At 73.4% G+C, this 12,451-nt stretch carries 12 protein-coding genes; 8 read left to right on the top strand and 4 right to left on the bottom strand.

Annotated elements, in window-relative coordinates; translation table 11 throughout:
- The first annotated feature begins 161 nt into the window (after positions 1-161).
- The 6 genes from panB (at position 162) to C4U44_RS01800 (ending at position 5,321) form a co-directional block, all read left to right on the top strand.
- Positions 162-1,025 carry a 3-methyl-2-oxobutanoate hydroxymethyltransferase gene (panB, locus tag C4U44_RS01825; protein ID WP_103883766.1) on the top strand — a complete coding sequence of 288 codons (864 nt, stop codon included), beginning with the start codon at positions 162-164 and terminating at the stop codon, positions 1,023-1,025.
- A 221-nt stretch (positions 1,026-1,246) separates the two neighbouring features.
- Positions 1,247-1,849 carry a hypothetical protein gene (locus C4U44_RS01820; RefSeq protein ID WP_160144966.1) on the top strand — a complete coding sequence of 201 codons (603 nt, stop codon included), beginning with the start codon at positions 1,247-1,249 and terminating at the stop codon, positions 1,847-1,849.
- A 173-nt stretch (positions 1,850-2,022) separates the two neighbouring features.
- The gene (locus C4U44_RS01815) at positions 2,023-2,514 is read left to right on the top strand and encodes a sigma-70 family RNA polymerase sigma factor (protein ID WP_235031781.1); all 492 of its coding nucleotides are present in this window, start codon (positions 2,023-2,025) and stop codon (positions 2,512-2,514) included.
- The gene (locus C4U44_RS01810) at positions 2,511-3,239 is read left to right on the top strand and encodes an anti-sigma factor family protein (RefSeq protein ID WP_103883763.1); all 729 of its coding nucleotides are present in this window, start codon (positions 2,511-2,513) and stop codon (positions 3,237-3,239) included. The genes C4U44_RS01815 and C4U44_RS01810 overlap by 4 nt, the downstream gene beginning before the upstream one ends.
- A 184-nt stretch (positions 3,240-3,423) precedes the next feature.
- Complete coding sequence (locus tag C4U44_RS01805) at positions 3,424-4,491, top strand: ATP-binding cassette domain-containing protein (RefSeq protein WP_103884153.1); 1,068 nt, start codon at positions 3,424-3,426, stop codon at positions 4,489-4,491.
- Positions 4,488-5,321 carry an ABC transporter permease gene (locus tag C4U44_RS01800; RefSeq protein WP_103883762.1) on the top strand — a complete coding sequence of 278 codons (834 nt, stop codon included), beginning with the start codon at positions 4,488-4,490 and terminating at the stop codon, positions 5,319-5,321. Before C4U44_RS01805 ends, C4U44_RS01800 begins: the two co-directional genes overlap by 4 nt.
- Before the next feature lie 18 nt (positions 5,322-5,339).
- Here the strand turns inward: C4U44_RS01800 and C4U44_RS01795 are convergent, their stop codons facing one another.
- Entirely contained in the window at positions 5,340-8,903 is a 3,564-nt protein-coding gene (locus C4U44_RS01795; RefSeq protein ID WP_103883761.1) for an AfsR/SARP family transcriptional regulator, read from the bottom strand.
- A 301-nt stretch (positions 8,904-9,204) separates the two neighbouring features.
- Here C4U44_RS01795 and C4U44_RS01790 point away from each other — a divergent pair, with 301 nt between their 5' ends.
- Positions 9,205-9,990, top strand: a complete 786-nt coding sequence (locus tag C4U44_RS01790; RefSeq protein WP_235031734.1) for a site-2 protease family protein — start codon at positions 9,205-9,207, stop codon at positions 9,988-9,990.
- A gap of 45 nt (positions 9,991-10,035) precedes the next feature.
- Here C4U44_RS01790 and C4U44_RS01785 read toward each other — a convergent pair whose 3' ends face one another.
- The 3 genes from C4U44_RS01785 to C4U44_RS01775 form a co-directional block, all read right to left on the bottom strand.
- The gene (locus C4U44_RS01785) at positions 10,036-10,224 is read right to left on the bottom strand and encodes a hypothetical protein (protein WP_103883760.1); all 189 of its coding nucleotides are present in this window, start codon (positions 10,222-10,224) and stop codon (positions 10,036-10,038) included.
- A gap of 52 nt (positions 10,225-10,276) precedes the next feature.
- The gene (gene npdG / locus C4U44_RS01780; RefSeq protein ID WP_103883759.1) at positions 10,277-10,975 is read right to left on the bottom strand and encodes an NADPH-dependent F420 reductase; all 699 of its coding nucleotides are present in this window, start codon (positions 10,973-10,975) and stop codon (positions 10,277-10,279) included.
- A gap of 300 nt (positions 10,976-11,275) precedes the next feature.
- Complete coding sequence (locus tag C4U44_RS01775) at positions 11,276-11,470, bottom strand: hypothetical protein (RefSeq protein ID WP_103883758.1); 195 nt, start codon at positions 11,468-11,470, stop codon at positions 11,276-11,278.
- 114 nt (positions 11,471-11,584) lie between these two features.
- Between C4U44_RS01775 and map the strand changes: the two genes are divergently transcribed.
- On the top strand, positions 11,585-12,442 hold the full coding sequence (gene map, locus C4U44_RS01770; protein WP_103883757.1) for a type I methionyl aminopeptidase: 858 nt from the start codon (positions 11,585-11,587) through the stop codon (positions 12,440-12,442).
- The last annotated feature ends 9 nt before the right edge of the window (positions 12,443-12,451 follow it).

Genomic DNA, 12,451 nt, shown 5'->3' with positions numbered 1-12,451 from the left:
GGCAAAGGCCGCACGTCAAGGGAGATCGGGCCGGCGGGCGCCCGGGCGCGGGGCGGGGCAGCGCCGCCCAGGGGTTTCGGGTCGGCGCCCCGCGTGTCAGCATGGAAGTGGTCCGGGGACGCCGTCGGGGCGCCTCGAGATGACATGAAGGAGCCGTCACCATGACGCAACTTCCGGCTGCCCAGACGTCGGCCGACAACCCCAAGGCCCTCTACGGCGGCAGCGGCACCCGCCGGATCACCGTGCGCGACCTGGGCGCGGCCAAGGAGCGCGGCGAGAAGTGGCCGATGCTCACCGCGTACGACGCGATGACCGCGTCCGTGTTCGACGAGGCCGGCATCCCGGTGCTGCTCGTCGGCGACTCGATGGGCAACTGCCACCTGGGCTACGACTCCACGGTGCCGGTCACCCTCGACCACATGACGATGCTGTCCGCCGCCGTGGTGCGCGGCACCCGGCGGGCGCTGATCGTCGCCGACCTGACCTTCGGCTCCTACCAGGAGGGTCCGGTGCAGGCGCTGCGCAGCGCGACCCGGCTGGTGAAGGAGGCCGGGGTCGGCGCGGTGAAGCTGGAGGGCGGCAGGCGCTCGCTGGCGCAGACCGAGACGCTGGTCGAGGCCGGCATCCCGGTCATGGCCCACATGGGCCTGACCCCGCAGTCCGTGCACACCCTGGGCTACCGCGTGCAGGGCCGCGGCGACGAGGCGGCCCACCGGCTGGTCCAGGACGCCAAGGCGGCCCAGGACGCGGGCGCCTTCGCGCTGGTGCTGGAGCTGGTGCCGGCCGAGGTGGCCGCCGAGATCACCCGCTCGCTGGACATCCCCGTGATCGGCATCGGGGCCGGCCCGGACACCGACGCGCAGGTGCTGGTGTGGACCGACATGGCCGGGATGACCGGCGGGAAGGTGCCGCGCTTCACCAAGCAGTACGCCGACCTGCGCCGCACCCTCGGCGACGCGGCGAAGGCGTACGCGTCGGACGTGGTGGGCGGGGCGTTCCCTGCCGAGGAGCACACCTTCCACTGAGGTCCGGTCCACGGGACGGTCCGGCCCGGTCTGCCGGGTCCGGTCCGGCCCTGATCAGCCTCTGGGACCCCCGCGGGGACACGGGGCGGCGGGGCCCGGTTCGCCGGGTTCCCGCCGCCCTGCGCAGAATGTGGCGCGCACTTTGAGACATTCCGGCCGCGGCTGCGTACGTGGGGATGAGCGCCGCTGAGCGGCGAACTTCCACCCTTCGGGATGTCATCATGACCGTTTCCCCGCGCGGTCGTCACGCGGCAGGCGGCGCCCTCGTGGCGGCGCTGGCACTCACCCTCGCCGCGTGCGGCTCGTCCTCCTCCGGTTCGTCCGGCGCGTCCGGCTCCTCGGCCTCGTCCCCTTCGGCGGGCTCCTCCGCGGGGGCCGCCGCGGGCGCCTCCGCCGCCGGGACGCACACCGTGCGGGACGCCTCGCTCGGCACGATCGTCGTCGACGGCAAGGGCTTCACGCTCTACCGCTTCGACATGGACACCAGCAAGCCGTCGAAGTCGAACTGCACCGGCCAGTGCGCCGCGCTGTGGCCCGCCGTGCCCGCCACCGACGCCACGCACGTCACCGGCATCGACCCGAAGCTGCTCGGCAGCGTGGCCGGTTCCGGCGGTGTGAAGCAACTCACCCTCGACGGCTGGCCGCTGTACACCTACGCCCAGGACAGCAAGGCCGGCGACACCACCGGCCAGGGCGTCCTCGGCACCTGGTGGGCGGTGACCCCGACCGGCGCGAAGGCCAAGGCGGGCGGCGGATCGGGCGCCGCCACCACCTCCGCACCGGCCACGACAGGGACGTCGTCCGGCGGGTCGTACGGCTACTGATGTCCCGATCGGCGATACGCGAACTCGACCGGGAGCCGCGGGTGCGGCAAGATGCGCGCGTGGACGGTCCCTCTCCGGAAACCCCGGACCAGTCCGGCGCGCCGCGGCACGCCGGGCCCGGCGGCCCTGCGCGCGCGGACCGGACCGAGGCCGCCGCCCCCGAGGAAGACCTCATGCGGGCGCTGTACCAGGAGCACGCCGGCGCGCTGTTCGCCTACGTGCTCAAGCTCGTGGCGGGCGACCGCTACCTCGCCGAGGACGTGGTCCAGGAGACGCTGCTGCGGGCCTGGAAGAGCGCGTCCCAGCTCGACCCGGCGGCCAGGTCGCTGCGGCCGTGGCTGGTCACCGTCGCCCGGCGGATCGTGATCGACGGCCACCGCAGCCGGCAGGCCCGGCCGCCCGAGACCTCGCCCGCCGCGCTCGACCTGCTGCCCGCGCGCGACGAGCTGGACCGTACGCTGCGCCTGATGACGATCTCCGACGCGCTGCAGGACCTGTCGGCCGCGCACCGCGAGGCACTCGTCGAGACGTATTTCAAGGGCCGCACCGTCAACGAGGCGGCCGAGGAGCTGGGACTGCCGCCCGGGACGGTGCGGTCGCGGGTGTTCTACGCCCTGCGCGCCGCACGGAACGCGCTGGAGGAGAGAGGGGTGACCACGTCATGACACCGATGACACCTCATGTCGACGTGGGCGCCTACCTGCTCGGGGCCCTGGACGACGCGGAGATGACCGCGTTCGAGGCCCACCTGGCCGAGTGCGAGGCCTGCGGGCAGGAGCTGGACGAGCTGAGCGGCGTGGTGCCGGTCCTCGCGGAGCTGCGCGAGGACGGGATCGGCATCCCCGAACCGCCCGGGGACGCCCTGCTGGACCGGCTGCTGCGGCAGGTCGCGGCCGAGCGCCGGACCCGCCGCCGGCGCCGGCTGCTGGCGGTGGCCGCGGCCGCCGTGCTGGTCGTCGGCGGGCCCACCATCGCGGTGATCGCCACCCAGGACGGCGGCGGCTCGTCCACGTCGGCGAGCGCCTTCCCGTCCGAGCGGCACTCGGCGAGCAACCCGGCGACGGGAGTGTCCGCGGTCGTCGGGGTCACCGACAGGACCTGGGGCACCGCCGTCGACCTGCGGCTCAGCGGGGTGCGCGGCCCGCTGCACTGCCACCTGGACGCCGTCGGCCCCGGCAGCACCCGGGAGACCGTCGCCAACTGGTCGGTGCCGGCGGCCGGGTACGGCACCGGCGAGCAGCCGAAGCCGCTCACCGTGCACGGCGCGACCAGCATGCCGAAGAACTCGATCAGCCGCTTCGAGGTGCGCACCGACGACGGCGCGCTGCTGGTGAGCGTCCCGCAGTCGGGCACCCAGCCCACCGACCGGCCGCGCGGCGCCACCAGCTGACCCGCGCCACCACCCGACGCGCGGCGGCACCGGGCCCGCGGTGCCGGACCGACCCTGCGGCGCGGCGCGCAAACGACCCGCGGCACGGTCCTGACCTGCGGCGCGGACCGCCGATACGCCGCCGACACCTCGCTGTCGGTGGGATATCGGTGGCGTGTCGGTGAGGTCGTGCAGTGTGGTGGACATGACGACGCGACTGACAGAAGACGGTGGGACCACCGCCGTCGAGGTGCGCGGTCTGGTCAAGCACTACGGCCCGACCAAAGCGCTCGACGGGGTGGATCTGGACGTGCGCCGGGGCACGGTTCTCGGTGTGCTCGGCCCGAACGGGGCCGGCAAGACCACGCTGGTGCGGGTGCTGTCCACGCTGGTGCAGCCGGACGCCGGCACCGCCCGCGTGGCGGGGTTCGACGTACTCAAGCAGCCCCGGCAGCTGCGCCGGGTGATCGGCCTGACCGGGCAGTACGCCTCGGTCGACGAGAAGCTGTCCGGCCGGGAGAACCTCTACATGATCGGGCGGCTGCTCGACCTCCCGGCCAAGGCGGCCAGGGCGCGCGCCGACGAGCTGCTGGAGCGGTTCTCGCTCACCGAGGCGGCCAAGCGGCCCGCGATGCAGTACTCCGGCGGGATGCGCCGCCGCCTCGACCTGGCGGCCAGCATGATCGGCCACCCCGCGGTGCTCTACCTCGACGAGCCGACCACCGGCCTCGACCCGCGCACCCGCAACGAGGTGTGGGAGGAGGTGCAGCGGATGGTCGCCGACGGCGCGACCGTGCTGCTCACCACCCAGTACATGGAGGAGGCCGAGCAGCTCGCCCACGAGCTGACGATCATCGACCGCGGCCGGATCATCGCCGGTGGCAAGGTCGCCGAGCTCAAGGCGAAGGTCGGCGGGCGGACCCTGCTGATCCGGCCGAGCCGGTCCTCGGCCGCCCCGGCGATGGTCGCGGCGATCGCCGAGGCCGGTCTCGACGGGGTCGCCGGCGCGCGTGCCGACGACAGCGGCCTGGTCAGCGTGCCGATCCTCAGCGACGACCAGCTCACCGCCGTGGTCGGCATGCTCGGCGGGCGGGGCTTCGGCATCGCCCACATCGAAACGCACCTGCCCAGCCTGGACGAGGTGTTCCTGGCCGTGACCGGCGAGAAGGCGTCGGCACCCCAGGACGCGCAGGACGCGCAGGACCCCGGCAGCAGCGGCCACGCGGCGGACGGCGCGGCGGGCACCGACCAGAAGGTGGAGGTCTCGGTATGAGCGCGGCTACGGCCACACTGACCGGCGCGCCGGCGAAGGCCGCCGGGAGCGAGGGCAGGATCGGCCTGCGGGCCAACATGCGGCACATCGGCGCACTGGCGCGCCGCAACATGCTGCAGATCAAGCAGGACCCGGAGTCGATGTTCGACGTCCTGCTGATGCCGGTGATCTTCACCCTGCTGTTCGTCTACGTCTTCGGCGGCGCGGTCTCCGGCAAGGGGCACCAGCACGATTACGTGGACTACGTGGTGCCCGGGCTGATGGCGATGATGGGCATGAACATCTCCATGGCGGTCGGCACCGGGATCAACGACGACTTCCAGAAGGGGGTCATGGACCGGTTCCGGACGATGCCGATCGCCCGGTCCTCGGTGCTGATCGCGAAGATCCTGGTCGAGGTCGGCCGGATGGTGATCGCCATCGGGATCCTGCTCGGCATGGGCTTCGCGCTCGGCATGAACATCGGCACGGACGTACCGCACCTGCTGATGGCGATCGTGCTGTCGCTGTTCTTCGGTGCCTCACTGATGTGGATCTTCATTCTGTTGGGCCTGACGATGAAGACGGCCCAGGCGGTCCAGGGGGTGGCCATGCTCGTGCTCATGCCGCTGCAGTTCGGCAGCTCGATCTTCGCCAAGCCGACCACGATGCCGGGCTGGCTGGAGAGCTTCACCAAGTTCAACCCGCTGTCCAACCTCGCCGACGCCTCCAGGGCGCTGATCAACGGCGGCGCGGTGGCGCACTCGGTGTGGATGGTGGTGGCCTGGTCGGTCGGCATCACCGTGGTCACGGCGCCGCTGGCGGTCGCCCGGTTCCGCAAGAGGACCTGACCGGCCCTCCCCGCCGCGTCAGTCCACGTCGCGCATCAGGGCGACGGTCTCGGGCACCCCGAGGCCGTCGCCCTTCGCGTACGCGGCGGTGTACCCGTCCTCGCCGAGCAGCGCGCGCAGCCGGTCGCGGACGCCCGCGATGTCGCGGGCCTCCAGCGGCGCGATCGCCAGCGGGCGGAGCCGGTCATGGGCGGAGAGCAGTACCGCGGCGCGGGTCAGCCGCTCCGGCTTGGCGCCGGGCTCGGCCTCGGCCTCGGCGAGCATCACCAGCAGCTCCACCGCGCCGGGCACCATCACGATCGCGATCCGGGGGGTGATCACGTTGGCCAGCGGGTGGCGGCCCAGCTCGGCCATGCCGTCGGCCAGCAGGGCGAGGCCGCCGGCCGGGTCTCCCAGGCGGCCGATCAGGTAGCCCCGCATCCCGTTGAGCATCCCGACCACGAACCCGGGGACGCCGGAACTCGCGGCGATGGTGTCCTCGATCAGCCGGATCGCCTCGGGCACCCGGTCCAGGCGGCTGATCAGCCCCGCGAGCAGCACCTTGCCATAGAAGGCGGCGCCGTCGCCGGACGAGCCGAACCGCTCGGCGTCCGCGATGCCCTCGCGCAGCACCTGCTCGCCCTCCTCCAGCCGGCCGGTGTCGGCCATCGCCTCGCCGAGCCGGACGGTCAGCACCGGCACGTGCTGGTGCGCGCCCATCTTGCGGGCCAGCGCGATGCCCTCCCGGCAGCAGCGGATGGCCCGTTCCCAGTCGCCCGCGTTGCCCGCGGCCTCCGCCTCGGCCGACATCGTCTCGGCGGTGCCCCACTCGTCGCCGAGCTGCTCGAACAGCCGGCGGCTCTCCACGATGTCCGCCATCGACTGGTCGATCCGCTCGCTGACGTCGTTGTTGATCTTCGCGCGCAGTTGCAGGACGTAGGCGAGTTCCCAGGTACGGCCGAAGGTGCGGCAGCACTCGATGGTCTCGTCCACGAGGACGGGCAGCCGCTCGAAGTCACCGGAGAAGAAGGCACCGAAGGGGCGGGAGATGCCCGGCTGCCGGGCGGACTGCGGCAGGTTCCCGGGGTAGGTCGCGATCAGGGCGGCGCCGATCCGGGCCACGTCGGGGTCGTTCCACCAGTCGGACTCGCCTTCGTGGGAGGCCATTTCGATCACCCGGAGGTGCCGGCGCGCCTCGAGCAGCCGCTCGCCCGTCAGCGGCGGCGGGTCGTCCAGCGGGCCGCGCTCCAGCGGCTCCAGGCTCGGCGGCGCCTCGAACGGGTCCGGGCCGAGCGCGGCCACCGCGGCCGGCCAGTGGCGGCGCTCCGAGGCGTAGTCGCGCACCTCCCAGAACCAGGCGCAGCCGATCACGAGCATCAGCCCCTCCTGCTCGTCACCGGCGTCCACCGCCCTTCGCAGCGCCGCCCGCAGGTTGTCGTGCTCGCGCTCCAGCCGCTCGAACCACACCAGTTGGCCGCGCCCGCGCAGCTTCGGGTCGGCGGTGCGGACGTACTCGCGGAAGTAGCCGACGTGGCGGCGCTCGACCCGGGCGCGCTCGCCGGACGCGTCGAGGCGCTCGGCGGCGTACTCGGAGATGGTCTCCAGCATCCGGTAGCGGGAGCCGTCCTCGTCCCGGTCGGCCAGGACGAGCGACTTGTCGACAAGGGAGGCGAGGAGGGCGGCGGCGTCCGGTGACGTTATCCGCTCCGCGGAGGGGGCGCCGTCCGGGGCGCCGGGGGCCGCGGGCTCCTCGGGGTCCGCGGAAGGCGCTGAGTCCTCGGCGTCCCCCGCATTCTCGGTGTCCTCCGGGTCCCCTGGCTCCTCCGGGTCCGCGCAGACCGCCTCGACCGCGTCGAGGGTCCAGCCGCCGCGGAAGACGGCAAGCCGGCGCAGCAGGACGCGCTCCGCGGGGTCGAGCAGGTCCCAGGACCAGTCGACCACGGCGCGCAGGGTCTGCTGCCGGGGCAGCAGGGTGCGGCTGCCCCCGGTGAGCAGGCGGAAGCGGTCGTCGAGGCGGTCGGCGAGCTGCCGGGGCGACAGGCTGCGCAGGCGGGCCGCGGCGAGCTCGATCGCCAGCGGCAGGCCGTCCAGCCGCCGGCACAGCTCGGCGCACGCCACCGGGTCGTCGTCCACGGAGAAGCCGGGGCGGGCCGCGGCGCCCCGGTCGGCGAGCAGGCGCAGCGCGGTCGGGTCCGGCAGCGGGTCCAGCGGCCGCACCAACTCCCCCGGTACGCCGAGCGGTTCGCGGCTGGTGGCCAGCACCGACAGGCCGGGGCAGTTCGCCAGCAGCGACTCCGCGAGGGTCGCCGCGGCGTCGATGACGTGCTCGCAGTTGTCCAGGACGAGCAGCAGTTCGCGGCCGACGCAGTAGTCGGTGAGCTGCCGCGTGGCGTCGCGCGGGCCGGTCTCCGCCGCGATCGCCGCCTCGGCCGCGCTGCCGGAGTGCAGCAGCGTCTCGCGCAGCCCGAGCGAGCTGATCACCGCCTCGGGGAGGGTGCGCGGGTCGCTCACCGGGGCCAGCTCGGCATACCAGACGCCGTCCGCCCAGCGGCCGCCCACCAGGTCCCCGGCCTCCTGGGAGAGCCGGGTCTTCCCGGTGCCGCCCGGGCCGGTGATCGTCACCAGCCGCCCCTGCGCCAGGTCCTGCCGTACCGCCGCGAGGTCCCTCTCGCGCCCGACGAAACTCGTCAGCCGGGCCCGGGCGTTGCCGGCGCCGCGGGCGGGCGCGGCGGCCCGGGGCGGCTCGCGGCCGGTCCGGCCGGGGCCGTCCGCCGGAACGGGCAGCGCGCGGTCGTACCTCCACCCGGCCGGGGCGCCGTCGCCGGCCGGCTGCACGAGGCGGCCGTCCCCGCCGTTCGAGACGGGGGGCGCGGGCTCCGGTGGCGCCGGGCGGAGCAGTTCGGCGTGCAGCCGGCGCAGCTCGCCACCGGGATCGGTGCCGAGCCGGTCGGCGAGGTCGCGGCGGACCGCTTCGTACGCGGTGAGTGCCTCGGCGGTGCGTCCGGCGGCGCGCAGGGCCCGGATGTGCAGGGCGCGAAGCGGCTCGTCCAGCGGGTGGGCGGCGGCCAGTTCGGCGAGTTCGGGCAGCACCTGCGCGGCCCGGCCGAGGGCGAGTTCCGCGGTGAGCCGCTGCCGGCGGGCGTCCAGCCGCAGGGCCTCGCTGCGTACCGCGGCGGTTCCCCGGTCCGGCAGGTCGGACAGGGCGGGGCCGCGCCACAGCGCGAGCGCGTCGCCGAGCAGGCCCACCGCCTTCACCGCGTCGCCGTCGGCCAGCGCCCGGGCACCCTCCTCGGCCAGCCGTTCGAAGCGGTAGAGATCCACGTCGTCGCGGGCGGCCTCCAGCCGGTAGCCGCCCTCGAAGGAGCCGACCGCGTCGTGCCCCAGCGCCCGCCGCAGCCGCCCGACCAGCGCCTGGAGCGCCCCGACGGCCCCCGCGGGCGGTGCGCCGTCCCACACCTCGTCGATGAGGACGTCCGTGCCGACCACCCGGCCGGGCCGCAGCGCCAGCGAGGTCAGCAGCGCGCGCAGGCGTCCGCCGGCCAGGGCGACGGCCCCGCCGTCGTCCCGCAGGGCCTGGGTGGGGCCGAGGATCGTGTATCGCACGGCCCCATTCTTACGGAGTCGGCGTGGCCGGTGTCACGACGTGCGCGGACCGCCCGCCGGGGCCGATGCCGGTGTGCCGCCTGGTGACGGCCGGGACGCCGCGGGTTCTCCGGGGGAGCCGGCCGGTGCTTTCCGTGCGACAGGTGTACGAACGGGGCACGTCCGCCGGTTTCCGGCCCGGCGTGCCGGAACCGATGGCGTGCTCCGTCCGTTTTGCGGTGGTGGAGCGTGTCCGGACCGGGTCCCGGGATGGCATGATCGGGCGGCACCACAGCACACCCGCCCCGCAAGGAGCCCGTTCATGACCGTCACCCCGCTGCGCATGACCCGACGAGGCGAGAACCGCCGGATCAGCCCGGTGTTCCTCGGGATCACCGCGGTGATGCTGGTCTCCGGCTGGGCCGTGTGGACCGGTTACGCGTCCGACGGCGGCTTCGCGGTGTTCCTCTTCGTCGTCTCCGGCTGGCTGTTCTCGCTGTGCCTGCACGAGTACGCGCACGCGCGCACCGCCTGGCACAGCGGCGACACCAGCGTCGAGGCCAAGGGCTACCTCACCCTGAACCCGCTGAAGTACGCCAACGCGGCGCTGTCGATAGTGCTTCCGGTGATCTTCGTGATCATGGGCGGTATCGGCCTGCCCGGCGGCGCCGTCCTCATCGAGCGGCACCGCATCCCCGGCCGGGTCCGGCACAGCCTGATCTCCGCGGCGGGCCCGCTCACCAACGTGCTCTTCGCCGTCGCCCTGATGCTGCCCTTCGCCTTCGGCGTGACCGACTCCTGGCCGCAGGAGTTCCGGGCCGCCTTCGGGTTCCTCGCGCTGCTCCAGGTAACCGCGGCCATCCTGAACTTCCTGCCCATCCCCGGGCTGGACGGCTACGGCGTGATCGAGCCCTGGCTGTCGTACGAGGTGCGCCGCCAGGTCCAGCCGTTCGCGCCGTTCGGCCTGCTCGCCGTCTTCGGGGTGCTCTACATCCACTCGGTGAACGTCAAGTTCTTCAGCGCGATGTACACGGTGATGACGTGGTTCAACGTGCCCGACTGGCTGTCGGGGTACGGCTACTTCCTTTTCCAGTTCTGGAAGCACTGAGCCGGCCCGGGCCCGCCGGTCGAGCCGGTCCGGGCCCGGACCGGGTCAGGCGGCGGGCCGCTGCGCGGCGGCGTCCTGCTTGGCCTTGCGGTAGTAGTACCAGCACATGTTGCTGGTGACCCCGGCCAGCAGGATCCAGACCACGCCGATCCAGCTGCCGTTGACGAAGGAGACCACCGCGGCTGCCACGGCCAGCAGGCACACGATGAGGGCGTAGAGGGCGAGGCGGGGCATCGGGGTGGGGCTCCTGTGCTGGTGGGGATGATCAGGCGGTGCCGCGGAACGATCAGACGTCGGTGACGCGCAGGCCGGCGTGGGCCTTGTAACGGCGGTTCACGGAGATCAGGTTGGCGACCAGGGACTCGACCTGGTGCGCGTTGCGCAGCCGGCCCGCGAAGACGCCGCGCATGCCGGGGATGCGGGAGGCCAGCGCCTGCACCAGGTCGGTGTCCGCGCGGGACTCACCGAGCACCATGACGTCGGTGTCGATCGTCTCGACCTCGGGGTTCTGGAGGAGGACGGCGGACAGGTGGTGGAAGGCGGCGGTCACCCGCGAGTCCGGCAGCAGCGCGGCGGCCTGCTGGGCGGCGCTGCCCTCGTCGGGGACCAGTGCGTAGGCGCCCTGCTTGTCGAAGCCGAGGGGGTTGACGCAGTCCACCACGAGCTTGCCCGCGAGGGGTTCGCGCAGCGATTCCAGGGTCTTCGCGTGGCCCTCCCACGGCACCGCCACGATCACGATGTCGCTGCGGCGGGCGCACTCGTCGTTCGCCGCGCCGCTGATGGTGGCTCCGCCGAGTTCCGCCGCGGCGGCCTCCGCTCGGGCGGCGTCCCGCGAGCCGATCACCACGGACTGGCCGGCCCGGCCCAGACGGTAGGCCAGCCCCCGCCCCTGGTCCCCCGTCCCGCCCAGCACTCCCACGGTCATCCCGGACACGTCCGGCAGCGCCCAAGGGTCCTTCGCAGCGGGCTTCGTCGCATCAGTCATGCGTATATCTTCGCACCCACCCCCCGGCTGCCCCGTCCTCGCCGGTCGAGGGACCACCTCCCGGTGGGGGGTGCCCCCGGGCTGCCCCGCCCTGTGCGCTACGGGACCTTGCGGTCCGGCTGTGGTTGTTCGCGCAGTTCTCCCCCAGCCTGGCGGCTGGGAGGGGCCCCCACGCGCCCCTTGGGGGTGAGCCTCTTTTCGCGGAGGGACCCGCACATACCCAGGGGCGCGGGGAACTGCGCGACAAGCCCACCACCGGCAGGTGGTCCCTCAACCGGCGAACAGGGGCACCCCGGAGGGTCAAGGACGCGAATCCCACTCCTCGTTGCGCTCCGCCACCCTCTCCATCGCGTGCGCCGCCTCCTCCCGGGACGAGTACGGCCCGAAGCGGTCCTTCGCCGGACACTCCGGCCCCTCCTCCACCTTCTTGTGCTTGAGGCAGTAGAACCACTCCCCCGGCTTCCCCGCGGGCTTGTTCGCCTTGTGAAAGGCCATCGCACTCTCCCTCGCTCGTCCCCGGCTCCGGGCCCCCCGCCCGGCCGACCCCGTCCCGTCGCCGGGCGCAGCCCATCCCATCGTGCCCGATCTCCCGCGGATACACTCGTCGGCATGTCTGGTCAGTCGCTGCTCGTGCCCGGCACCCTCTCCCCCACCCGCCAGGTGCCCGGGTCGATCCCGCGCCCGGAGTACGTGGGCAAGCCGGGTCCGGCCCCGTACACAGGCCCCGAAGTGCAGGACGAGGAGACGATCGAGCGGATGCGGATCGCCTCGCGGATCGCCGCGCGGGCGATGGAGGAGGCCGCGAAGGCGGTGGCCCCCGGGGTGACCACGGACGAGCTGGACCGGATCGCCCACACCTACATGGTCGACCACAAGGCGTACCCGTCGGACCTGGGCTACCGCGGCTTCCCGAAGTCCCTGTGCACCTCGGTGAACGAGGTGATCTGCCACGGCATCCCCGACTCGACCGTGCTGCGGGACGGCGACATCGTCAACCTGGACGTGACCGCGTACATCCACGGCGTGCACGGCGACTGCAACGCGACGTACTTCGTCGGGGACGTCGACGAGGAGTCGCGGCTGCTGGTGGAGCGCACCCGCGAGTCCCTGGACCGCGCGATCAAGGCGGTCCGGCCGGGGCGCCGGATCAACGTGATCGGCCGGGTGATCGAGTCGTACGCGAAGCGCTTCGGGTACGGCGTGGTGCGCGACTTCACCGGCCACGGCATCAACACCTCCTTCCACTCGGGCCTGGTGATCCCGCACTACGACGACCCGCGGGCCACCACGATGATGCGGCCGGGGATGACGTTCACCATCGAACCGATGCTGACGCTGGGCACCCACGCGTACGACCTGTGGGAGGACGGCTGGACGGTCGTCACCAAGGACCGCAAGCGCACGGCCCAGTTCGAGCACACGCTGGTCGTCACCACCGACGGAGCAGAGGTCCTCACGCTCCCCTGAGGGGCGGCG

The sequence above is a fragment of the Actinacidiphila yanglinensis genome (assembly GCF_900107965.1).
Classification (GTDB): Bacteria; Actinomycetota; Actinomycetes; order Streptomycetales; family Streptomycetaceae; genus Actinacidiphila; species Actinacidiphila yanglinensis.
This window is presented reverse-complemented; position numbering and strand designations above follow the sequence as displayed.

Coding starts and splice junctions, on each gene's coding strand:
- C4U44_RS01775 (WP_103883758.1), bottom strand. CDS start 11,470: ATGGCCTTTCACAAGGCGAACAAGCCCGCGGGGAAGCCGGGGGAGTGG.
- C4U44_RS01800 (WP_103883762.1), top strand. CDS start 4,488: ATGAGCGCGGCTACGGCCACACTGACCGGCGCGCCGGCGAAGGCCGCC.
- map (WP_103883757.1), top strand. CDS start 11,585: ATGTCTGGTCAGTCGCTGCTCGTGCCCGGCACCCTCTCCCCCACCCGC.
- npdG (WP_103883759.1), bottom strand. CDS start 10,975: ATGACTGATGCGACGAAGCCCGCTGCGAAGGACCCTTGGGCGCTGCCG.
- C4U44_RS01790 (WP_235031734.1), top strand. CDS start 9,205: ATGACCGTCACCCCGCTGCGCATGACCCGACGAGGCGAGAACCGCCGG.
- C4U44_RS01820 (WP_160144966.1), top strand. CDS start 1,247: ATGACCGTTTCCCCGCGCGGTCGTCACGCGGCAGGCGGCGCCCTCGTG.
- C4U44_RS01805 (WP_103884153.1), top strand. CDS start 3,424: ATGACGACGCGACTGACAGAAGACGGTGGGACCACCGCCGTCGAGGTG.
- C4U44_RS01785 (WP_103883760.1), bottom strand. CDS start 10,224: ATGCCCCGCCTCGCCCTCTACGCCCTCATCGTGTGCCTGCTGGCCGTG.
- C4U44_RS01815 (WP_235031781.1), top strand. CDS start 2,023: ATGCGGGCGCTGTACCAGGAGCACGCCGGCGCGCTGTTCGCCTACGTG.
- panB (WP_103883766.1), top strand. CDS start 162: ATGACGCAACTTCCGGCTGCCCAGACGTCGGCCGACAACCCCAAGGCC.
- C4U44_RS01810 (WP_103883763.1), top strand. CDS start 2,511: ATGACACCGATGACACCTCATGTCGACGTGGGCGCCTACCTGCTCGGG.